Origin of the sequence: Streptosporangium sp. NPDC005286, assembly GCF_040607515.1 — a bacterium.
In the GTDB taxonomy this organism is placed as follows: Bacteria; Actinomycetota; Actinomycetes; order Streptosporangiales; family Streptosporangiaceae; genus Streptosporangium.
Genome location: NZ_JBEXGU010000078.1, coordinates 1 through 22,478 on the forward strand (window position 1 = coordinate 1; position 22,478 = coordinate 22,478).

The 22,478-nt window shown below is 70.4% G+C and carries 19 protein-coding genes; 7 read left to right on the forward strand and 12 right to left on the reverse strand.

Annotation, left to right across the window (positions count from 1 at the left end):
- The 3 genes from ABZU75_RS25780 to ABZU75_RS25790 all read left to right on the forward strand — a co-directional run.
- The coding region (locus tag ABZU75_RS25780; protein ID WP_355559098.1) for a hypothetical protein at nt 1–1,596 on the forward strand (1,596 nt) is incomplete at its 5' end.
- A 79-nt stretch (nt 1,597–1,675) separates the two neighbouring features.
- Nucleotides 1,676–2,830 carry a dTDP-4-amino-4,6-dideoxygalactose transaminase gene (gene rffA, locus ABZU75_RS25785; RefSeq protein WP_355559100.1) on the forward strand — a complete coding sequence of 385 codons (1,155 nt, stop codon included), beginning with the start codon at nt 1,676–1,678 and terminating at the stop codon, nt 2,828–2,830.
- Complete coding sequence (locus tag ABZU75_RS25790; RefSeq protein ID WP_355559103.1) at nt 2,830–3,648, forward strand: GNAT family N-acetyltransferase; 819 nt, start codon at nt 2,830–2,832, stop codon at nt 3,646–3,648. Before rffA ends, ABZU75_RS25790 begins: the two co-directional genes overlap by 1 nt.
- On the opposite strand, the gene ABZU75_RS25795 is transcribed toward ABZU75_RS25790, so the two are convergent.
- Nucleotides 3,572–4,564 (reverse strand): glycosyltransferase family 2 protein, encoded by a 993-nt coding sequence (locus tag ABZU75_RS25795; RefSeq protein ID WP_355559105.1) that lies wholly within the window; start codon nt 4,562–4,564, stop codon nt 3,572–3,574. The genes ABZU75_RS25790 and ABZU75_RS25795 overlap by 77 nt on opposite strands.
- Nucleotides 4,565–4,657: 93 nt before the next feature.
- Between ABZU75_RS25795 and ABZU75_RS25800 the strand changes: the two genes are divergently transcribed.
- Nucleotides 4,658–5,122, forward strand: coding sequence for a GtrA family protein (locus tag ABZU75_RS25800; protein ID WP_355559108.1), 465 nt, complete (start codon nt 4,658–4,660; stop codon nt 5,120–5,122).
- Nucleotides 5,123–5,254: 132 nt separating this feature from the next.
- Nucleotides 5,255–6,322, forward strand: a complete 1,068-nt coding sequence (locus ABZU75_RS25805) for a glucose-1-phosphate thymidylyltransferase (protein ID WP_355559111.1) — start codon at nt 5,255–5,257, stop codon at nt 6,320–6,322.
- A gap of 258 nt (nt 6,323–6,580) precedes the next feature.
- Here ABZU75_RS25805 and ABZU75_RS25810 read toward each other — a convergent pair whose 3' ends face one another.
- A complete protein-coding gene (locus ABZU75_RS25810; RefSeq protein ID WP_355559115.1) occupies nt 6,581–8,671 on the reverse strand; it encodes a DUF4082 domain-containing protein in 2,091 nt (696 codons plus the stop codon).
- 623 nt (nt 8,672–9,294) lie between these two features.
- Between ABZU75_RS25810 and ABZU75_RS25815 the strand changes: the two genes are divergently transcribed.
- Entirely contained in the window at nt 9,295–10,554 is a 1,260-nt protein-coding gene (locus ABZU75_RS25815) for a nucleotide sugar dehydrogenase (protein ID WP_355559118.1), read from the forward strand.
- 34 nt (nt 10,555–10,588) lie between these two features.
- On the opposite strand, the gene ABZU75_RS25820 is transcribed toward ABZU75_RS25815, so the two are convergent.
- From ABZU75_RS25820 to ABZU75_RS25865, 10 genes are all read right to left on the reverse strand, one after another.
- Complete coding sequence (locus ABZU75_RS25820; protein ID WP_245651864.1) at nt 10,589–10,915, reverse strand: carboxymuconolactone decarboxylase family protein; 327 nt, start codon at nt 10,913–10,915, stop codon at nt 10,589–10,591.
- A gap of 37 nt (nt 10,916–10,952) precedes the next feature.
- Complete coding sequence (locus tag ABZU75_RS25825; protein ID WP_355559123.1) at nt 10,953–11,801, reverse strand: NAD(P)-dependent oxidoreductase; 849 nt, start codon at nt 11,799–11,801, stop codon at nt 10,953–10,955.
- A gap of 61 nt (nt 11,802–11,862) precedes the next feature.
- Nucleotides 11,863–12,591 carry an SDR family oxidoreductase gene (locus ABZU75_RS25830; RefSeq protein ID WP_355559126.1) on the reverse strand — a complete coding sequence of 243 codons (729 nt, stop codon included), beginning with the start codon at nt 12,589–12,591 and terminating at the stop codon, nt 11,863–11,865.
- The gene (locus tag ABZU75_RS25835) at nt 12,591–14,189 is read right to left on the reverse strand and encodes an aldehyde dehydrogenase (protein ID WP_355559129.1); all 1,599 of its coding nucleotides are present in this window, start codon (nt 14,187–14,189) and stop codon (nt 12,591–12,593) included. Before ABZU75_RS25835 ends, ABZU75_RS25830 begins: the two co-directional genes overlap by 1 nt.
- Nucleotides 14,125–14,673, reverse strand: a complete 549-nt coding sequence (locus ABZU75_RS25840; RefSeq protein WP_355559132.1) for a hypothetical protein — start codon at nt 14,671–14,673, stop codon at nt 14,125–14,127. The genes ABZU75_RS25835 and ABZU75_RS25840 overlap by 65 nt, the downstream gene beginning before the upstream one ends.
- Complete coding sequence (locus tag ABZU75_RS25845) at nt 14,673–14,876, reverse strand: ferredoxin (RefSeq protein ID WP_355559135.1); 204 nt, start codon at nt 14,874–14,876, stop codon at nt 14,673–14,675. Before ABZU75_RS25845 ends, ABZU75_RS25840 begins: the two co-directional genes overlap by 1 nt.
- On the reverse strand, nt 14,873–16,255 hold the full coding sequence (locus tag ABZU75_RS25850; RefSeq protein ID WP_355559138.1) for a cytochrome P450: 1,383 nt from the start codon (nt 16,253–16,255) through the stop codon (nt 14,873–14,875). Before ABZU75_RS25850 ends, ABZU75_RS25845 begins: the two co-directional genes overlap by 4 nt.
- A gap of 82 nt (nt 16,256–16,337) precedes the next feature.
- Nucleotides 16,338–17,123 (reverse strand): SDR family oxidoreductase, encoded by a 786-nt coding sequence (locus ABZU75_RS25855; protein WP_355559141.1) that lies wholly within the window; start codon nt 17,121–17,123, stop codon nt 16,338–16,340.
- A 219-nt stretch (nt 17,124–17,342) separates the two neighbouring features.
- A complete protein-coding gene (locus ABZU75_RS25860) occupies nt 17,343–18,512 on the reverse strand; it encodes a cytochrome P450 (protein WP_355559144.1) in 1,170 nt (389 codons plus the stop codon).
- Between the two features lie 41 nt (nt 18,513–18,553).
- Nucleotides 18,554–19,135: a helix-turn-helix domain-containing protein gene (locus ABZU75_RS25865; RefSeq protein WP_355559147.1), complete on the reverse strand. Its 582-nt coding sequence runs from the start codon at nt 19,133–19,135 to the stop codon at nt 18,554–18,556.
- Between the two features lie 142 nt (nt 19,136–19,277).
- Between ABZU75_RS25865 and ABZU75_RS25870 the strand changes: the two genes are divergently transcribed.
- Nucleotides 19,278–22,421 carry a BTAD domain-containing putative transcriptional regulator gene (locus ABZU75_RS25870; RefSeq protein ID WP_355559150.1) on the forward strand — a complete coding sequence of 1,048 codons (3,144 nt, stop codon included), beginning with the start codon at nt 19,278–19,280 and terminating at the stop codon, nt 22,419–22,421.
- Nucleotides 22,422–22,478: the final 57 nt, after the last annotated feature.

Consider the following 22,478-nt stretch of genomic DNA (forward strand, 5'->3'; position numbering starts at 1 on the left):
GGCATGCTGCCCATGATGTTCGCCCTGATCGTCCTGCTGTCCATGATCGCCCGCCGTCTCACCGGCTCCCGCCCCGCCGCACTCCTGGCCATCGCGGGCACCTTGTTCATGACCGCCCCGAACCTCTACCTGGGGGTGAACATCGGGATGTTCACCTGGAGGGGCTTCCAGTCCTGGACGGGGCCCACCCAGACCTTCGGAGCCCTCCTGTTCGCCCCGGTCGTCCTGCTGCTCGTCGACCTTCTCGAAAGGCGGAGACGCGACCTCGGCAGGTGGCTCCTGCTCGGCGTGTTCGTCATGGCCGTCATGGGTGCCAAGGCCACCCATCTGCCTCCGCTCGCCGCGGGACTGGCCGCCGTCGCCGGAGTGGAGGTGATCAGGTGGCGCCGGGCGCCGTGGCCCGCGCTCACCGCGCTCGGGATGACCGTGGCCTGCTTCCTCTTCGCGCAGGTGACACTGTTCGGCGGTGCACGGCAGGGGATGATGGTCGACCCTCTCTCCCTGTTGCGCCGGACCTGGGGAGAGCTGAGCGGTCACGTCGGCGCGGTCGAGCCGCCGACGCTGTCGGTGCTCGGTGTCACCGTGCTGTACGTGCTCTGCCTGGTCGTCACGTGGTGCGGGATCCTCGGGCTGCTGTGCAGGCCGAGACTGCTCCTGCGACCGGCGGTGATCCTCCTGCTCGGCATGGGCGCCGCGTGCGTCGCCGCGGTGCTCCTGCTCGGGCACCCCCACCTTGGCCAGCTCTACTTCTTCGGCGCGGGCTACCCCTATCTGATGATCGTCACGGCCTACGGGCTCTCCGTCATCGTGCGGCTCGCACGGGTACGGTTCACCACGGTCGGGTGCGCGGTCGGTGCCGGGGTGATGACGGCCTGCCTGATCCGCGTGCTGTGCGATGTCCGGACCCCCCTGAGGCCGGGGCAGCCGGACACCGTGCTGTACCTGCCCTATGCGGTGCTGCTGGCCCTCGCGGTGCTGGTGGCCGTAGTGCTGGTGGTGACCGGGCGCGGTGGCCTCCGGGCCTGGGCCTTCGCACTCGTCATGCTCGCGGCCGTCGGGCCGCCCGCCGCCTGGTTCGCACGCGTTCTCCCGGTCGGTGAAGGCCCCCCGGGGACCCGGACGTTCGCGGAGGTCCCGCCGGTGGCGGTGCAGGCGGTTCCGCTGGGTGCCCTGGAGGCCGGCCGGTGGTTGCGCGCCCACTCGGATCCGGACGACCTGGTGGCCACGGACGCGCACTGCCGCTGGGGATACGAGGATCCGTGCGACACCCGCCAGTTCTGGGTGGCCGCCCTGTCCGAGCGGCGGGTGCTGGCCGAGGGCTGGACCTACACCGCCGCGAACATGAGCCACTGGCGACCGGGTTTCCCGCCGGAGTACCTGCCGTTCTGGGACGGTGAGCGGCTCGCCCTCAACGACGCCGCCTTCCGGGCGCCCTCGGCGACCGCGATCCGGCGGCTGCGCGAGCGCTACGGGGTGCGCTGGCTCTTCGTCGACGAGCGCCACACCGGCCAGACCTCCAGGATCGGGGACTTCGCGGAACTCCGGTTCCGCTCCGGCGACTGCGCCGTCTACCGGATTGCGGACAAGGTGGGGTGACCTAAGGCTTGCGTAATGGATCGCCAAGGAAGGACGGCGCAACGCGTGTCGTACGGTCTCCTCGTTGTTCACTTCGGCGGTGAACGTAACCGATCTGAAGACGATCCCCTTCAACCGGACGCACATCTCGGTGAACGAGCTGGATTACCTGGGGGAGGCCGTGCGACGGCGATCCACCTGCGGAGACGGGCCGTTCACCCGGCGGGCCGCCGAGCTCCTTGTCAAGATCACCGGGGCGGGCCAGGCGCTGCTGACCACCTCCTGCACGCATGCGCTGGAGATGTCGGCGATCCTGCTGGATCTCCAGGCCGGCGATGAGGTGATCATGCCGTCGTTCACCTTCGTGTCGACGGCGAACGCCTACGCGCTGCGCGGAGCGGTCCCGGTCTTCGTCGACTGCAGGCCCGACACGCTCAACATCGACGAGCGGCTGATCGAAGCCGCGATCACCGATCGCACGCGGGCGGTGGTGGTCGTCCACTACGCGGGCATCGCGTGCGCGATGGAGGAGATCGCCGAACTCTGCGACCGCCACGGCCTCGCCCTCATCGAGGACAACGCCCATGGCCTGGGCGGGTCCTATCGGGGCCGGCCGCTCGGATCGTTCGGCAGCATGGCCGCGCAGAGCTTCCACGAGACGAAGAACGTGCAGTGCGGGGAGGGCGGCGCGCTGCTCCTGAACGACGCGGATCTCGTCGCGCGTGCCGAGGTCATCAGGGAGAAGGGCACCGACCGCAGCCGGTTCTTCCGCGGCCAGGTGGACAAGTACCGGTGGGTCGACATCGGCTCCAGCTACCTGCTGTCCGACGTCCTGGCCTCGCAACTGACCTCCCAGCTGGAGTCGTTCCACGAGATCCAGCATCGGCGCCACGCCGTCTGGCGGCGATACCACGAGGGCCTGGCGGACTGGACGGTCAGGAACGGGATCGCCCAGCCGGCGATCCCTGACGGCTGCGCGCATCCGGCGCACCTGTACTACCTGCTGCTTCCGGATATGGCGAGCCGGCAGGCCTTCATCGGCCACCTCCGGCGGAGAGGCGTGCAGGCGACGTTCCACTACCAGCCGCTGCACGCCGCACCGGCGGGGGTGCGGTTCGGCCGGGTGGCCCCCGGCGGCTGCCCGGTCACGGAGAGGGTCGCCGACCGGCTCGTCCGGCTGCCGCTCTTCGCCGATCTGGACGAGGCCGGCGTGGCACGGGTGATCGACGCCGTCCGGTCCTACGAGGTGAGCTGATGGCCTGGTGCGACGTGATCGGGTCGCGGGCCGTACGGGCCGTGGAGTCACCGTTGGAATCGGCCCGATTCGGATGCTCCGTGGAGCGGCTCACCGTCCCCGCGGAGTCCGGGACACCGTTCTCCACGGTCGCCGAGGCGCTCCTGGGATCGGCCGCGGACGTCGTCGTGCTCCGGTACCCGGCCGAACACGTCGACTGGTTCGCGAAGCTGACCGCTTTCGGCAGGACCGCCGTGTTCGCGGACTCCCTCGTGTACTGGCGGCTGCGCGCGGGGGAGGGGCGCGAGCCCGCTCCGTCGCCTGACCTGCGGACGTCGGAGCTGGTCGACCCCACCGCGGTGAAGGCGCTGGTCTCCGACATCTTCGGCGCGTACGGGAACCACTACCTGGCCAATCCGCTGTTCGACGCCGCCGGGGCACTGGCGGGCTATCAGGAGTGGGCACAAAGATCCTGCGCCGAGGGGAGGTGCCTGGCGTTGGAGGATCGAGGCGCGGGAGCGGAGAGTCCGCGCGTGCTCGGGCTGGCCACGCTGGAGGAGGAAGGTTCCCGGACGGAGATCCTGCTGGCCGGGGTGATCTCCGGCTCGCAGGGGCGTGGCCGCTACGCCCACCTGCTCAGGGCCGTCGAGCACCGCGCGCTGGCGCGTGGCGCGACGGAACTCGTCATCTCCACCCAGGGGCACAACACGCGGGTGCAGCGGGCATGGGCGAGGTACGGATTCGAGCCGGTCCAGACCCTCCTCACCGTTCATCTGGTCCGGGACCGGCTCCCGTACGCGCGGGAAGGCCGGGACCGCCGGATCGCGGGGGAAGAGTGACGGCGGACGACCCGACACGCTCGCGCACCACGTATGTCGGGCGGCCCATGCCGTTTCCGTGAATGCGGCCGATGTACTCACCGAGGAGTCCGATGGACACCAACTGGGCGGACGAGAAGAGCGCGACCATCGAGGCGATGGTGGTGAATCCGGCCACCGTGGTGTCGCCCGCGGCGAAACGCCACAGGACGGCGCCCCCCAGCAGCAGGCCGATCATGCCGACCAGGAACCCGAGGTAGCTCGCCGCGCGGAGCGGAGCCGTGCTGTAGCCGAGGAGCATGTTCATCGCATGCCCGATCAGCAGGCGCGGCGTGTAGTTCGATCGCCCGTGGTCGCGTTCGTTCATGTGCACGCCGACGGAGCCCACCTGTGTGGTGGCCCATGACAGGGCCACGTCGATCGACGCGTGCGGCCCGGACAGGTCGGTGAAACCGTCGCGCGTCTGCGTGCGCAGGGCACGGAAGGCGCTGATCGTACGCGCGGTGCGGATGCCCAGCGCGCCGGCCATGGCGGCCTTGACGGACCGGGACGCGAGACTCCGCAGGAACCCGTGCTCCTCGTGGTGCGGGATGCCGTACACGAGGTCGAGGCGGTCGCCTTCGAGGGTGGCCAGCAGGAGGGGGATCTGCTCGGGCGGATGCTGCAGGTCGTCGTCCATGGTGACGATGACCTCGAAGACCGCCTCCCTGATGCCGGCGACCAGCGCGTTGTGCTGCCCGTAGTTCCGGGACAGCCGGATCGCCCGGACGGCGTCGAACCGGCGGGCCAGCTCGACGGCGGTCTCCCAGGTGTCGTCCGGGCTTCCGTCGACGACGAGTATCACCTCGTGCTGGACGGACAGGCCCCGAAGGACCGGCACGAGCCTGTCCACCAGCGCCGGGAGGGTCCGCGCGGAGCGGTAACACGGAATAACCACCGACACCGACATTAATCCCCCGATTGTTTTTCGCCACCCACTACAATCCTTTTTCAACCCCACTGTCGGATCACGACCCGGAGCGCCCGTCGCATGGTTGAAGTTGAAGGCAGAGCCGCCGATGGCAAGAATTCGCTTTTCGGGCGGCTGGCTGCGATCTCGGCCTTTGGTGGCCACCGCATCACATACCTGCTCGCCGGCGCCGTGACGGCCATGGTCTATTGTGGTCTCCTTGGCCTGGGATTAATGGTTGCTGAAGATCGCGTCCCTTATCTTTTCCTGGTCGTGGTCAGTCATTTGACGACCGTGGTGATCGTCTACCCCGGGTACAGGCTGGTGGTCTTCCGCGGTTCCGGGGACCCCTGGCTCACCGGCTACCTGCGCTTCTACCTGGTCGGTCTGAGCTTCCTCGCGGCGTCCGTCATCGGTGTCCCGCTCCTGGTGGAGTTCGCCGGGATCCCGATCATGGTGGCCCAGGGGGTGGTGATAGTGACGAGTCCACCGCTGAGTTATGCGATAAACCGGGCCTGGGTGTTCTCTGATCGAGGAAAAGTGTGAAATCGGCAACATGCCATGCGCTCTTCGGTAAAGAGGCGAGCCGGTGCGGAAACGCTGATTCCGGTTCCCAGTAAACTTCGGCGGAAATATGGCGCACGGTCATGTGTTCTTCGTGGAAGGACTAAAAGAACGTTGAAGGCACTCGTTCTGGCGGGCGGCAAGGGGACGAGGTTGCGCCCGCTGACCCATACCTCGGCGAAACAACTGGTCCCGGTGGCCAACAAGCCGGTGCTCTACTACGGACTTGAGGCGATCCGGCAGGCCGGCATCACCGGCGTGGGCATCGTCGTCGGCGACACGGGCCACGAGATCCGGGCCGCCGTGGGCGACGGCTCGCGGTTCGGGCTGGACGTCACGTACATCCCCCAGGAGGCTCCCCTGGGGCTGGCGCACTGCGTCCTGATCGCCGGAGAGTTCCTCGCCGACGAGCCGTTCGTGATGTACCTGGGGGACAACTTCCTGGTGGACGGCATCACCGGTCTGGTGGACGCCTTCCGCGAGAGCGACCACGACGCGCAGATCCTGCTCACCAGGGTCGCCGAACCGCAGTTCTACGGGGTGGCCGAGCTCGGGCCGCAGGGCGAGATCATCGGGCTGGAGGAGAAGCCCGAGCATCCGCGCAGCGACCTCGCGATCGTCGGGGTCTACATCTTCTCCCCGGCGATCCACCAGGCGGTACGGGCGATCACCCCGTCGGCGCGCGGCGAGCTGGAGATCACTGACGCCGTCGCGTGGCTCGTCGCCAACGGCTTCCGGGTCCACTCGCACCTCGTCAGCGGCTACTGGAAGGACACCGGACGCCTCCAGGACATGCTGGAGTGCAACCGCATCGTCCTCGAACGCGTCGAGCCCGCCATCAGGGGCACCGTGGACGATCTGAGCGAGATCACCGGGCGGGTCGTCGTCGAGGAGGGCGCGGTGGTGGAGAACTCGATCCTGCGCGGTCCGATCGTGATCGGTGCGGACACCAAGATTCTCTCCTCCTACGTCGGCCCCTTCACCTCGATCGGTTCCGGCTGCCTGGTCGGCAACGCCGAGATCGAATACTCCATCGTGCTCGACGGCTCCTCGGTACAGGGCGTCTCGCGCATCGCGCACTCCCTGATCGGGCGCAATGTGGAGGTCAACCGCGCGGTGGGCGTGTCCAACACCCACGAGCTCATGGTGGGCGATCACAGCAGGATCCAGGTGCGCGGATGAGAGTCCTGGTCCGTCGCCGAACCCGCCCCACCCGATGGCCGGGGGCGGGCACGACGTGCTCTGCCGCGCGCACCACGGTGCCCACGGGTCCGGCCTCCGGGTGACCCGCACTCACCAGCCGCGCGGGGACGGTCCGGCCGAGGTGATCCGGCGGTGCCGGGACGCCCCCGGCGGTGGCGTCCGCTCAGGGAGCGGACGCCCTGACCCGCCCTGGCCCCGGACCGGTGCCACGAGGGCACCGGTCGCGGGAGCGCCGCGTCAGTTGTGGAAGATCGGGTCGACCCAGTAGTTCGTCGCCTGGTAGGTGTTCGTCGGGAAGATGTTGCTCGCGTTGTAGGTGTAGACACCGTTGCCGCCTGCGGCGCCGTCGGCCAGGGCGGTGAGAGCGCCGTTGACGTACTGGGTGGTGAAGTACGGGCGGTTCATCGAGTAGTTGCCGGACGTGGTGTGGTAGGAGGCGATGTAGGTGGTGCCGCCGGTGACGTCGACGGGCTGCGGGAAGTTGACCTGCTGCCAGCCGGTGGCGGTCTCGCCTGCGAAGACGGCGCTGGCCAGGAGTGCGCCGTCGCTCCCCCACAGGCTGGCGGTGTGGACGCCGTTGTTCTGGGCGCCCTTGTAGAACCGGATCCCGCTCACCTTCCCGTCCGTCGCCGCCTTGAACTTGACACCGAGGACGACCCCTTGCGGATCGGACTGCGACGGGACGGCGGGCACCGCCACCTTGTCCCACAGGCTGTCCGACGGGACGAACACGACGTCCACCCAGTAGTTCGTCGCCTGGTAGCTGTTCGTGGGGAAGGTGTTCGCCGCCCCGTAGCCGTAGACACCGTTGCCGCCCTCGGCGCCGTCGGCGAGGGCGGAGAGCAGACCGTTGACGTACTGGGAGACGAAGTAGGGGCGGGTCGTCGCGTAGCGGCCGGCGGGAGCGAAGTACGAGGCGATGTAGGTGGTGCCGGAGGTGATCGCCACCGGGGTCGAGAAGCTCACCTCCTGCCAGCCGCTGGCGGTCTCGCCGGTGAAGGTGGCGCTGGCCAGCAGGGTGCCGCCGCTGGTCCACAGGCTGCCGATGTGGGTGCCGGTGTTCTGGGCGCCCTTGTAGAACCGGATCCCGGTCGCGGTTCCGCTCGTCGCGGCCTTGAACTTGACGCCGAGGGTGACCCCCTGGGTGTCGGGCTGCGAGGCGGTCGCGGGCACCCCGGCGTTGTCCCACAGGCTGTCCGACATGGTCTGGATGATGGGCTGTGACGTGCTCGGGGCGAAGTGGATCAGGGCTTCGTGGTCGAAGGTGTCACCCCCGAGGTAGACGGCGACGATGCTGTGATCTCCTCCGGAGAGATTGGGGACCGTGATCCTGGCGGTAGTGCTTTCGTTCTGGAAGGCCGAGCCGAGGACCGTCGAGCCGTCCTTGAAGACCACCTCGCCGGCGGGCACGACGGTGCCGCTGACCGCGTTCACGGTCGCCGTCAGGGTGACCGGGTCGCCCTTCCACGCCGGATCGGCCGAGGAGGTCAGGGTCGTGGTGGTCGGCGGATCGTTCGGCACGGTGACGCGGGTGCGCGGCAGGCTGGTGGTGCCCTGGATGGAGATCGTGTTGTTGAGCGCGAAGACACGGCCATCGACGTTGGCGCCGCTGCCGATCGTGACCGTGCCCTGCGCCATGAGGTTGCCGCGGAAGGTGCAGTACGTGCCCAGCGTCGCCGAGCCGCTGATCTGCCAGAAGAGGTTGTCGGCCTGGGCTCCGCGCTGGAGGCTGATGTTGCCGACGTTCACCGTGTCCAGGGTGGACGCCTGGAAGATGAAGACGGCGTCCGGGTTGCCCTGCGCGTCGAGGGTGAGGGTCCCGCCGATCGAGAAGCTGCCGCTGACGGAGTTGTAGACGCCGGGCCCCCTGGTCGTCCCGCCCAACTGGGCGGGCACCGTGGCGTCGGGCGTGCGCCCGGCGGCGTCGTTGTAGGCGCCGACCGCGTCGGCCTTGGCCTCTGCCGCGGTGGCGTTCCCTATCTGTTTGGAACCGGAGACCATGCCGGGTGGGAAGCCGACCACCGAGGTTCCCGAGCTCACCCCCAGGTCGCCGGTGATCGTCGTGGAGTTCACATTGGTGATCGAGACTCCGGCCAGCACCCCGAACGACGCGGCGTCACCGAGGTTCACCGGATCGGCCGCGCTCGCGCTGCCGGGGGTGCCGATGAGCGCGCCCATCGCGAGGACGACCGCCACGGCCACCTTCAGCAGGACGCGGGCGGTATTTCGCGGGTGGATTCGGAAGGGCGGCAGGCTCCGAGAGCCTCTGGCGTCGATCGTGGTCGCGCCGGCCGACTGGCCGAGCGCGTCACGGATGGGTTTGGACATACGACACAACTCCTCGCTGATCTCGTGCTGCGCCAGGCGTCCGGTGCTGTCCGTCGCCTGCGGCCCGTCATGAATGAAATTTGAGATTTTATCGGGCCTATATATGATTTATTGCATTAATCATAAGATGTGGCTAAATGTCAATGCTGAGCGGAAAGGCGGAAATATTGCTTTCCGGGGAAAGCGGTCAAGTGGCACGCTGACGACTGTGCCTTAGCGGGCTGCGTGTGCGAGCTTGCGCGCAACCGGAAAGGGTGCACCTTGATATGTGACCGATGGAAAATTTACTCGCCGCTACTTTGGGGTGTGATTTAGGATTAAAATGGTTTTCGTTCTTTTCGGGATATCCGCCGCTCCCGATGGAGCGGATCTTGATCCCCCGGTCGGGAGCCGCGGCGCGAAGGCCGCTGCCGTTCTCGCTGTTTGCGACCTTCCGGCAGGGTCGATCGACCTCAGGTCACCCCTTACCGGACAGGCCCTGGTCGGTAAGGCGCTGTTCACCGTTCCCGAGCGGTGTCGGACTCCAGGCGACACGCCCGGACGGAGGCGGGACCGGAGATGCGGGAAGCGGGACTCCTACAGTCGAGGTGGTGTTCTCATCTTGAATCGACGGGGGTTCTGCCGTGGGAGAGAAACTGGTTGTGGTCGGCCAGGGTTATGTCGGCCTGCCTCTCGCGATGCGGGCCGTCGAGGCGGGGTTCGACGTGGTGGGCATCGACGTCGACGAGTGGAGGGTCAAGCGGCTCAACGCCGCGGAGTCCTACGTCGAGGACATCGGCGACGAGACGCTGTCCGCGGCCCATCGCTCGGGGCGCTACCTGGCCGACACCGACTACGCCGCGGCCGAGGGGTTCGACGTCTGCGTGATAACCGTGCCGACGCCGCTGCGCGAGGGGGTTCCGGACCTGCGCCACATCGGCGCGGCGGGGGAGTCGCTCGCCCCGCTGCTGCGGCGGGGCGCCACGGTGGTGCTGGAGTCCACCACCTACCCGGGGACCACCGAGGAGTACCTGCTGCCGCTGCTGGAGGACGGCTCCGGACTGCGGGCGCCGCAGGACTTCCATCTGGGCTACAGTCCCGAGCGGATCGACCCGGGCAACGCGCGCTGGCGCCTGGAGAACACGCCGAAGGTGGTCTCCGGGATCGACGGGGCCTCCCTGGAGAGGGTCGGGGCGTTCTACGCGAGGATCGTGGACGAGGTGGTCCCGGTCTCCTCGCCGCAGGTGGCCGAGCTGTGCAAGCTCCTGGAGAACACCTTCAGGCATGTCAACATCGCCCTGGTGAACGAGCTGTCGATCTTCGCGCAGCAGCTCGGCATCGACGTCTGGGAGGCCATCGACGCCGCCTCGACCAAGCCGTTCGGCTACCTGCGCTTCACCCCGGGGCCCGGGGTCGGCGGGCACTGCCTGCCGATCGACCCCTCGTACCTGTCCTGGAAGGTCAAGCGCAGCCTGGGGCACAACTTCCAGTTCGTGGAGCTGGCCAACGACATCAACGACCACATGCCGGACCAGGTCGTGCGCCGGGTCGGCCTCGCGCTGAACCGCCTGCGCAAGCCGGTCAACGGCAGCCGGGTGCTCGCGCTCGGCCTCGCGTACAAGAAGAACGCCGGAGACTGCCGCGAGTCGCCCGCGATCGACGTGGTCAGGGGCCTGCGCAAGCTGGGCGCGGACGTACGGGCCGCGGACCCGCATGTGGACTGCTTCCTGCTGCCGGAAGGCGTCGAGGTTGTCGCCTTCTCGGAGCGGGAACTGGCGGCGGCGGATGTGGTGCTGGTCCTCACCGACCACGACCGCTTCGACTACGAGCTCGTCCAGCGGGCGAGCACCTTCGTCCTCGACACCCGGAACCGGTGCCGCGGGCCCAACGTCGAGAGGTTGTGACCTCCCGGCGCGGGGTCCGCGGCCCCGCGGAGGGTCACGACTTCATGACGCGGGCGATCAGCTCCTCGACCTGGCCGTTGAGCTTGGCCCCCCGGGGCCACCCGGCGTAGTGGGTGAGGAAGATGACGATCTCGCGCAGCTCGTCGGGGGTGAGGTCACCGGTCCTCAGCGCCGCGTCCAGCTGGAGCCCGACGACGTCGTCCATGCCCTGCCCGACGAGCAGGCCGACCAGCAGCAGCCGCCGGTCGCGGGTCGAGATCCCCTCCCTGGACCACACCTCGGCGAACAGGTGCTCGACGGTCATCCCGAAGAAGTCGCCCGGCCCGTCCCCGACGTGATCCCAGCCGTAGACCTGTTTCATGATCTCCAATCCGCGCCTCCGACGGTCAGGAGTGGTGTCATCCGCGTGATCGCTCATGGGGCACTCCGAGTCCGTCGGCCAGCTGTTCCAGGGCGAGGGCGGCCAGGGGGGTCTCCACCCCTCTGGCCCGTGCCAGTTCCAGTGCGAGGGTAAGGTCTTTCTCCCCCAGAGTCCTAACATGTAGCAATATGTCGTACCAGGGATCGTCCGGCGTTACAGGTCCCGTCGTCTTCCTCAACATGATCGCCCCCGGGCCGCCGGTGATCGCGTCCGAGTGCTTGACGGCCCGCGCCAGCGCCTTCAGTGAGATCCCGCACGACTCGGCCAGCCGCTGCGCCTCCGCCGCCGCGGCGAACGACGCGAAGTGCAGCAGGTTGCGCGCCAGCTTCGCCCTGGTGCCGGCCCCGGCGGGGCCGACGTGCAGCACCAGCTCCGCCCAGCGCCCGAACGGCTCCTCGCACCGCTCGACCGCCTCCTGCGGGCCGCCCACGAACACCGCGAGCCTGCCCTGGTGCGCGCCCATGAAGCCGCCGCTCACCGGGGCGTCCACCACGTGCACGCCATACGGCTCGGCTTCGGCCGCCAGTTCCTCGGCGGTGGACGGGGCGATCGTCGAGTGGACGGCGATCACCGTGCCCGCCCTCGCGGCCGGCAGCCCGGCGCGCACGACCTGGCGTACCTGCTCGTCGTCGAGGACCATCACCTCGATCAGATCGGCCTCTGCCATGATCTCCAGTGGGTCCCGCACGGCCCGCGCGCCCTTCTCCACCACCGGTGCGCACGCCTTGGCCCTGATGTCGTGCACGAGCAGCCCGCCGGGCCAGCCGGCCAGGTGCGTGGCCATCGGCGCGCCCATCTGCCCCAGCCCGATGAATCCGAGTCTCAACGGAGAACCCCCTCGTTGATTCGAAGGTCACACGATCGGGGTTGCGTCCACGTTGCGCCGCTCATGACCGGATCACCTGCCCGCCGTCCACGTTGAAGATCTGCCCGGTGATCCAGCCCGCCTCCTCCGACAGCAGGAACAAGCACATCCCCGTCAGGTCCTCGGGCCGGCCGAGCCGCTTGAGTGCCAGGTCACCGACCATCTGCTTGCGGTAGCCCTCGGGGACCACCGCCCGGGTGGCCTCGGTGTCGGTGGGGCCGGGGGCGATCGCGTTGACCCGGATGCCCATGCCGCCGAGTTCGTGGGCGAGCTGCTGGGTCAGGCCGTTGATGCCGACCTTGGCCAGGCCGTAGAACCCGGAGTAGACCCACGCGGCGGTCGACGACTGGTTGACGATCGAGGCGCCCTCGCCCATCAGCGGATAGCAGGCGCGCACGCAGTTCAGCGCCCCGTCCAGGTTCACCGCCATGAACCTCCGGTAGTAGTCCCAGTCCACGGTGATCAGGAAGTCCAGCCTCATCCCGCCGTAGATCGCGGCGTTGTTGACCAGGTGGTCGAGCCTGCCGAAACGCTCCCTGGCCACCGAGGCCATCGCCCTCGCCGACTCGGGGTCGGCCACGTCGGTCCTGACGAACACCCCGCCGACGTCCTCGGCCACCCGCTCGCCCAGCTCGGTCTCCAGGTCGGCCACCACCACCTTCGCGCCCTCGGCCGCCAGGGCGCGGACGTAGGCCTCGCCGATTCCTCGCGCGCCGCCGGTGACGATCGCCACCCTGTTCTCGAAACGCATCACTGACCTCCGTGAGGGGTGGCGACGACCTTGCTCTCCAGGTACTCCTCGAAGCCGAGCACGCCCATCTCCCGGCCGACCCCCGACTGCTTGTAACCGCCGAACGGCACGTCCCCGCCGTACCACTGCCCGCCGTTGACGCCGACCGTTCCGGTCCGCAGCCGCCCGGCCACCGCCAGCGCGCGCTCCTCGTCGCCCCCGTGCACCGCGCCCGACAACCCGTACGGCGAGTCGTTGGCGATCCGCACCGCGTCGTCGTCCCCGTCGTGCGGCACGGCCACCAGTACGGGGCCGAAGATCTCCTCCTGGGCGACCCTCGCGGAGTTCGGCACCCCGACGACGAGGGTCGGCTCGATCCAGAAGCCCCTGTCCCGCTCCGGCGGCCGCCCACCGCCACAGGCGAACGCGCCGCCCTCGTCCACGGCCAGCCGCAGGTAGGACTCCACCCGGTCCCGCTGCGCGGCCGAGATCACCGGTCCGCAGACGGTCCCGGGGTCGGTGGGGTCGCCCACGCCCAGCCTGCCCAGCGTCCTGGCCGCGGCGTGCACGCCCTCGTCGAACCGCTCCCGGGGGAGCAGCAGCCGGGTCGTGATCGCGCACCCCTGTCCGGCATGGGTGGCCACCGCGAAGGCCGCCATCGCCGCGGCCGAACCGATGTCCGCGTCCTCCAGCACGATGTAGGCGGACTTGCCGCCCAGCTCCAGGAAGACCCGCTTCACGGTCGCCGCCGCCGAGGCCATCACCGAGCGGCCCGTCGCGGTGGAACCGGTGAACGAGACCAGGTCCACCCGCGGGTCGGCGACCAGCTGGGCGCCGAGCGCGTGCGAGGAGGAGGTGACGACGCCCAGCACGCCGGGCGGGAAGTCCGTCTCCTCGTGGACGATCCGCGCCATGAACTCGGCCACCAGGGGAGTGTCGGGGGCGGGTTTGAGCACCACGGTGTTACCCGCCGCCAGGGCCGGGCCCAGCTTGGCCAGGTTGATCTGGTGCGGGAAGTTCCACGGGGTGATCGCGCCGACCACCCCGGCGGGCTCGCGCAGCAGGGTACGCCGCGACGTCATGCCCATCGGCGCGCCCACCCCCAGATCCCGCGACCACTCGTAGGACTCGGCGAGGTCGGCGAACCAGCCCAGGTCCGCCACCGGGGCGTCCAGCTGGGGGCCGTACGTCAGGAAGACCGGGCAGCCGGCCTCCGCCACCGTCAGCTCCCGCAGTTCGGAGGCGTGCGAGACGAGCCCGTCTCGCAGCTGGCGCAGGCAGCGGGCACGCAGCCGCGGGTCGGCGGACCACACCCCGGCGTCGAACGCCTCCCGCGCCGCGCCGATCGCCGCGTCCATGTCGGCGGGCGTCCCGTCGAGGGCCTCGCCGACCACCTCCTCGGTGGCGGGGTTGACGCTCGCGAACCGGCCGCTCATCGCCGCCCCCTTACGGCCGGAGCCCGCTCCGGCGCACGATCGGAGGACGGCGCGGCCCGTTCCGGAACCCGGCGGGCCCGAGCGGTCGTGGTCCGGCGCGGCAGGCCGGGGCGGCGACTCACGGGCGGTCCCAGAGAGCGACGGGGGCGCCGCCCAGCCGGTACCAGCCGCCGGGTCTGCCACCGGCGCGCTCCATCCGGCGCTTCATGCCGTCGGTCAGCACGCCCGCCTGGATCATCTCCACGAACAGCGCGGTGGCGTTGCCGAAGTCGAACCAGTCGCGCTGCCACGACCACTTCATCTCACCGGCGTACCTGAACCACGAACCGCCGATCCCCGCCACCTCGTACGGCGTGCCGTCGGGGCGCGTCGCCTCGGCGACCTGCTTCCAGAAGCCGACCACCTCGCCGGCGACCTCGTCGACGAGGACCTTCTGGTACGGGTACCGCCAGCCGTCGAGACCACCCATCTCCTGGCCGAGCGCGATGTCGCGGATCTCCCGCCGGCCCACGGCCATGAACTCCAGCTCGGGCCCGAGGTTCCAGCCGTAGGTGGCGTCCTCGGTGTAGAGGGAGGCCAGCGGCCTCCAGTCGCCGAGGCGCTCGCACTCCCGGTTGGACGACAGCCACAGCCGGACCATCTCGTCCAGCTCTTCGCGGGGATACATCAGTCCTCCAGTCGCAGGGCCCGGGTCGGGCAGTTCCGCACGGCTTCGCGCACCGCGTCGAGCAGGGTGTCGGGCAGAGAGCCGGGCAGGGCGTCTCGCCGAATCTCCACCACGCCGCGTCTGGGCACGGAGAAGACCTCCGGGGCGGCGAACTCGCACTCGGCGTGCCCCTGGCACAGGTCGGGATCCAGGACGACCCTCATCGGGCCCGCCTGCGGTAGCGGACCGCGCAGGGCTGCCGGAGCTGGACGACCATCTTGCTGTGGTCGTTCTCGTAGCTGTCCAACGGCTGGGCGGGCGCGAACTCCCAGTCCCGCAGCAGCACCGAGAAGATCGCCTTCAGCTGGACCATCGCGAACTGGGCTCCCACGCAGCGGTGCCTGCCGGCCCCGAACGGGATCCATGTCCACCGGTTGACCAGGTCCTCCTGGCGCGGCTCCGCGTAGCGCCCCGGCTGGAACTCGTCCGGCGCGGGGAAGTCGTCGGGCAGCCGGTTGGAGATCGCGGGGGAGGCGGCCACCAGCTCGCCGGGCTCGATGTCGTACCCGCACACCCGCTGCGCTGTCTTGGCCACCCGCATGAGCAGGATCAGCGGCGGGTGCAGCCGCAGCGCCTCCTTGATCGCCGACTCCAGCACCGGAATCTCGCGCAGCGCCTGGAAGCTCACCGTGGAGCCGTCGGCGTACAGCGCGTCCAGCTCCCCGGTCACCTCCGCCAGCACCGCCGGGTTGCGCAGCAGCTCGATGAGCGTCCAGGCGGCGGTGCCGGAGGTGGTGTGGTGCCCGGCGAACATCATCGAGATGAACATCCCGGTGACCTCGTCGGCGCCGAAGCGCGGCGTGCCGTCCTCGTTTCTGACCGAGAGCAGCACGTCCAGCAGGTCGCGGTCCTCCCGCGCCGCGGGACCGCGCGAGTCCATGATCTCCTGGACCAGCGCCACGAGCTTCACCCTGGCCTCGTCGCGGCGGCGGAACGACTCGATGTCGGCGTACGGGTCCACGAACGCGATCGGGTCGGTGCCGCGCTCGAGATCGTGGTAGAGGCGCGCGAACCGCACGTCGAGCTGCTCGCGGAACCTCCGGCCGATCAGGCACGAGGAAGAGGTGTAGATCGTCAGCTCGGCGAACCAGTCGAGCAGGTCGATCTCGCCCTCGTCGCCCCAGAGCGCGACCAGCTCCCTGACCTCACGCTCGATGGTCTCGGCGTGCTCGCGCATCATGGTGGCCCGCAACGCCTGGTTGTGCAGCATCTCCTTGCGCCGCTCGGGCGGGGCGTCGAACACCACGCCCTCCCCGAAGATCGGTTTCATGAACGGGTACGCCTCGGCCTGGTCGAGGTCCTCTTCCGTGGAGCGGAAGAAGAACTCGTTGGCCTCCGCGCCGGACAGCAGCACGACAGGCCGCCCCGCCAGCGCGAACGCGCCGACGTCCCCGCACTCCTCCCGCACCCGCCGCATCAGCCCGATCGGATCGGTGCGCAACTCCTCCAGGTGCTCACTCCCCGACACCACAGGCCTGTTATTGGCGACGCTGGCGCGTCGCGGTTCGGCCGCTCTTACCCGGTGACTTCCCTCGTCGTTCATCCGCTTCGCTCCTTCACTCCTCAGTCCGGTCACCGGCGCGGCCTCACGGGTAGTCCCTCAGGGGAATGTCGTGGGCGCGTCCTCATGGGTGTTCTTGGCGTAGGGGTGCTTCCGGTTCGATTTCGAGAAGGGTTATGTGGGCGCCGCGGGGCATGGAGACGACGGCGAGGACGGCCGCGGCCACGTCGCGGGGCTTGAGGAAACGGTCGTGTCTGGCCAGCCCGAACCTCGTCCAGTCGTCCAGGACCGGTTGCAGGACTTCCACGGGCCAGGTGGACCCCATGCCGGAGAGCGTCGGCCCCGGGCGCAGGACCGAGGTGCGTACCCCGGTGCCTTCCAGCTCCATCTGCATCGCCCTGGCCAGTCCCTCCAGCCCGTTCTTGGCGGCGACGTAGGCGCCCATCCGGGGCCGCGGCAGGCGTACGACGTCGGAGGTGACGAACACGATGTCACCGCGGCCCCTGGCCGCCATCGCGGGGACCACCGCGGACACGAACCGCTGGGTGCCGACGAGGTTGAGCTGGAGTTGAACCTCGAAGGAGGGGGTGGAGGTCTGGTAGGAGTTCTCCGGCGTCACCTCTCCGGCGCAGGTGACCACCACCTCTATTTCACCTAACGCTTGCTCGGCTGCGGAGACAAAAAAAGAGACGGACTCGTCCGAGGTCACATCCAGCGGCAGCGCCACCGCCTCCCCGCCCCCGGCCCGGATCTTCGCCGCCAGCTCCTCGCAGATCGCCGTCCGGCGCGCTCCCAGCGCCACCGGATACCCGGCCTCCGCCAGTCCCACGGCCACGGCCGCGCCGATACCCGACGAGGCCCCGGTGACCAGGACCGGCCTGCGCTCGGGATGCGGGGGAATTCTCGGCATGGGAAACCTCCATGGTCAGCGGCTCGTGTACGGCGCGGGCTCCGGCTCGGTCATCGGGGGTGGCGGGGGGCTCGGGCGGTCCGGGCGCCGGGCGGGCAACCCGGTGAGGGGCGCTCGGGAACCCCCGCCGGCTCGCCGGCGCGTCACGCTCACCGGCCGGCGGGCGGCTCCTCGGACGTCGCACGAGGCGGAAGGCGCTCCGGATACCTCGGTGGCGGTTCATCGGCGTGTCACGCTCATCGGCAGGTGGGCGAAGCCGCGTACGTTGGCGGAGTGCACCCGTTCCGCCGCGGCCAGGTCGATCTCGTAGCCGGTGATGTGCCGGGCCAGCTCGCCGAGCACCACCCACGCCTCCAGCCGGGCCAGTGAGGCGCCCAGGCAGAAGTGGCCGCCGCGGCCGAAGCTGATCAGTTCGCTCGTGTCGCGGTCGAGGTCGTAGCGGTCGGGGCCGGGGAACACCCGCCCGTCGCGGTTGGCCGAGCCGACCAGGAGCAGCAGCCGGGAGCCGGTCGGCAGCCGCGTACCGTGCATCTCGACCTCGCCGGTGACGCGCCTGGCGAGCATCTGAGAGGAGGTGTCATAGCGAAGGGTCTCCTCCACCCACGGCCCGATCGCCCCGCCCAGCGCCTTGGCACCCTCCGCCGGGTTCAGGTACGCCCAGTACAGGGCGTTGGCGAGCAGCTTCGTGGTGGTCTCGTTGCCCGCGACCACCATCAGGAACAGGAACGCGATGATCTCCTCGTCGGTCAGCCGGTCACCGTCGATCTCCGCGTCCAGCAGGGCGCTGGTCAGGTCCTCGGTCCGGTGCGCGCGGCGTCGCGCGAGCATGTCGGAGTAGTAGACGACCAGATCCAGTGAGGCGGCCATGCCCTCCTGCGGCACGTCCTGCAGGCCGTCGTCGCGGTGCACCACCACGTCGGCCAGCCGTCGCAGCTCCTGCCGGTCGGCCTCGGGTACCCCCATCAGCTCGGAGATCACGTCCATCGGCACCCGCCCCGCGACGGCGGTGACCCAGTCGAACCGTCCGGACTCCAGCGCCGGCTCCAGGTACAGCCGGGTGATCTCCCTGATCCTCGGCTCCAGGGCGGCCACCCGGCGCGGAGTGAACCCCCGTGAGACCAGCGCCCGCATCCTGGTGTGCCGGGGCGGGTCCATGGCCAGGAAGGACATCGTCCGGTGCGCCTTCGGCCCCCACGCGGTGGGCTCCAGCGACACCCCGTACCCGTTGGAGTAGGTCGCGGTGTCCCTGAACGCGGTGCTCACGTCACCGTGCCGGGACAGCGCCCAGAAGTCCAGCTCCTCGTTGCGGTAGAGCGGCGCCTCCTCCCTGAGCCTGGCGTAGATCGGATACGGATCCTCATGAACCGCATAGTCATAAGGGCTGTACACGAGCTGTGTTGTCGGCGACGCTGCGCGTCGCGGTTGCGGCCTCACGGGCACTCCTCAGTCCGGGGGAAGATGGTTCTGGCCGTGGTGGCGAGGAGGCCGGGGAGGTCGCGGTAGGAGAGGTGGCCCATTCCCGCCTGGACCAGCGCGCCGTAGAAGGCCAGCTCGAAGGCCTGCAGGGCGGCGGGGGAGGCGTCGGTGGCGCCGGAGATCCGTTCGTGGACACGGAGCCCGATGCGGGCACGCAGCCGGAGGACGTTGGGCTCGTCGGCGAGCATCGCGGTGGTGCACGCGGCCGAGAGCGCCGGGTCGTCGGCGACCAGCAGCGCCACCGCGCTCAGCGCCTCGGCGGCCCGGTCGGCGGGGGAGCCGCCGGGGAGCGGGTCCGGTTCCGGCAGGTCGCGCAGCCGCCGCCAGAACACCTCCGCCAGCAGGTGGTTCTTGGAGGCGAAGTAGGTGTAGGCGGTGGCGGGCGCGACCCCGGCCCGCTTGGCGACCCCGCGCACCGTCAACCCCTCGTACCGGTGCTCGGCGACCTCCTCGACCGCCGCCTCGGTGAGCCTGCGCACGGTCTCGGCCTGCCGGTCCGACAGCCGGGCCCGGGGCGCCTCGGTGGTCCTGGGCATTGTCGCTCCTCAAACTGGACACCTGTCCAGAAGCTAGCCCACGCCCCGCCCCTTGCCTAGTCCCAAACTCCGGACGCGAGGACGGGTGATGCCCCGGCCGCGCGGCACCGTACGGGTGCGGGGAAGTCGAGATAATCGGGGTATGCGGTTCGACGTTCTCGGCCCCACCCGGATCCGGCTCGATGATGGGCGCGCGGTCGTCGTGGGCGGGCCGCGGATGCGCGCGCTGCTCGTGATGCTCCTGCTCGACGTGGGAAAGGTCGTGACCACCGAACGGCTGATCGGCGGCCTGTACGGCGCCGATCCGCCCGCGGGCGTCGCCAATGCCCTGCAGTCGCAGGTCTCGCGGCTGCGCAGGGCACTCGGTGCCCAGGAAGTGATCGAGTTCCACCCGGCGGGCTACCGGCTCGTGGCCGGTGCCGATGCCGTCGACGCCCACCGCTTCGAGCGGCTCGCCGCCGAAGGCCGGCGTCTCCTGGCCTCCGGTGACTGCGGGCGGGCGGTCGAACCGCTGGGCGAGGCGCTCTCGCTGTGGCGCGGGCCCGTGCTCGCCGACGTGGCGGAGTTCCCGTTCGCCCAGGCGCCCTCGGCCAGGCTGGAGGAGCTCCGGCTCGACTGCGTGGAGGATCGCCTGCAGGCCGAGCTGGAACTGGGCCGCCACCGTGAGCTGGTGGCCGAGCTACAGGAGCTGACCGCCGCACATCCCCTCAGAGAGCGGCTGTACGGGCAGCTGATGCGCGCCCTGTACGGCTCGGGCAGGCAGGTCGAGGCGCTGGAGGTCTACGACAGGGCCAGACGGATCCTCGGCGAGGAGTTCGGCGTGGACCCGTCGGCGGAGCTGGCCGCCGTGCACCTGGCGGTGCTCAGGGCCGATCCCGAACTGACCGGCGCCCCCGTCGCCGGTGCCCCACCCCTCCGGTCGGGTCTGCGGGCCCCGCTGACCAGCTTCGTCGGCAGGGAAGGCGAGATGTCCGAGCTCCGCGCGCTGCTCGGCGAGGCGAGACTGGTCACCCTGGTCGGCCCCGGCGGCGCGGGCAAGACCAGGCTGGCCGGTGAGATCGCCGCCGGGGAGCAGGGGGAGGTTTGCTTCGTGGAGCTGGCCCCCGTCTTCGACGGCGGGGAGGTGACCCAGGCGGTCCTCGGGGCGATGGGGGTCCGCGACGCCCGGCTGTTCCCCGGTCCCGGCCGGCCGGTACCCACCCCCCTTGCCAGGCTGGTCGCGGCGCTGGCCGACCGTCCGCTGCTGCTCGTCCTGGACAACTGCGAGCACCTGGTGGCGGAGGCCGCCGAGCTCGCCGACCGGCTGCTCGCCGCCTGCCCGGCGCTGCGCGTCCTGGCCACCAGCAGGGAGGCGCTCGGCATCACCGGGGAGGTGATCCACCCGGTCGCGCCGCTGCCGGTGCCGAGGGCCGGCACAGCCGCCGGGGAGGCCACGGCCTACCCGGCCGTGCGACTCCTCGCCGACCGGGCAGCCGCCGTGTGCCCCGGTTTCCGCGTCGACGACACCAACGTCGAGCAGGTGCTGGACATCTGCCGGGCACTGGACGGCCTGCCCCTCGCTCTGGAGTTGGCCGCGGCACGCCTGCGCTCCCTGTCGGTGACCGAGGTGGCCTCCCGGCTGGGCGACCGGTTCCGGCTGCTGTCGCGTGGCAGCCGCACCGCGCTGCCCCGGCACCGGACGCTGCGCGCCGTGGTCGCCTGGAGCTGGGACCTGCTCGACGACGACGAGCGGTCGCTGGCCGGGCGGCTGGCCGTCTTCGTGGGTGGCGCGACGCTGGAGGCGGTCGGGCGGGTGTGCGGGCTGCCGGAGGCCGAGGCCGTCGACCTGCTGAGCTCCCTGGCGGAGAGGTCGCTCATCGAGCGGGTGGGCGGGCGCTACCGCATGCTGGAGACCATCCGCGCGTATTGCGCGGAACGGCTGGCCGAGACCGGCGAGACCGAGGCGCGCCGCGAGGCGCATGCCTCGTACTACACGGATCTGGCGGCCACGGCGGACCGCCGGCTGCGCGGCGCCGGGCAGCTGGAGTGGTTGCGAAGGCTGGACGAGGAGCGCGACGACCTGCACGCCGCGCTGCGCTGGGCCATCGACACCGGCAGGACCGGGCAGGGGCTGCGCCTGCTGGCCGGGCTCGCCATGTACTGGTGGATGCGGGGCCGCCGCTGGGAGGGCGCGGGCCTGGCCACCGACCTGCTCGGTGTGATCGGGCCGGCCCCGGTAGAGGGACTGGAGGAGGAGTACGCCATCTGCGTGCTCGTCGCCTTCGGTGGCGAGTCGCGGTCGCCCCGGCTGCTGGCCCTGCTGGAGGCGGCCGCACCGCTCGTTCCGGCGATCGACCAGCCGTACCGGTGGCCGTTTCTGGCCATGCTGCGGGCGATGTTCACCGGCCCGGTCGCGGACCTCCGCTCCCACCTGCCGCGGATCCCGGTCATCGCCGACCCGTGGGTCCGGGCTCTGTCCCACTTCGGCTGCGGCTACTTCCAGCTGTACGACGGCGACGCCGGGGGCGCCGAGCGCTCCTTCGAGGACGCGCTGGAGCTGTTCGGCTCCATCGGGGAGCGGTGGGGCAGTGCCCTCACCCTGGCCGAACTCGCCGAGCTCGCCGACCTGCGGCAGGACGTGGCGGCGTCGCGCGCGCTGGCCGACGAGGCGCTCCGGCTGGCCGAGGAGCTCGAATCGGCCGAGGACATCGCGGATCTCATCTGCCGCAGGGCCCTGGGAATCGTGCGTGAGGGCGACCTCGCGACCGCTCACGCGGAGTACCTGCGCGCGGCCGTGTACGCCCGCGGGGCGGGCACGCCCGATGTGATGGCCAAGGTACGGCACGGGCTCGCCGAGGTCGCCAGGCTCCGCGGCGAGCTGGACGAGGCCCGCACCCTCGCCCGCGAGGCACTGGACCTGTGTCCACAGGAGTGGTACGCCGCCGAGGAGACGCGGTTGCGCATCACCGTCGAACTGGGCCGGATCGCCACGTCGAGCGGAGACGGGGCCGGGGCGAGGGCCTGGTACCGCGAGGCGCTGGAACCGGCGCTACACCGCTACCTGCTCGTGGCGGGTTCGGCGATCGAGGGCCTGGCGGAGGTCGTGCTGCTGGAGAACGACGTCCGGGGAGCGGCCCGGCTGCTGGGGGCGGCCACGGCTCTCAGCGGCGCCGCGGCGGCGCACCCGGACGCGGCCCGGGTCACGGCAGCTGTCCGCGCCCGGATCGGCGGCGCCGCGTACGAGAAGGAGTGGCGTGCGGGAACCCGCATGTCGCGGAGCGAGGTGCTTTCGATGCTCGAGGCATGACCATGTCCGGGTGACTCCGACCGCGCGGTCGTCAGTGGCCGTCAGCACGAGGTGCGC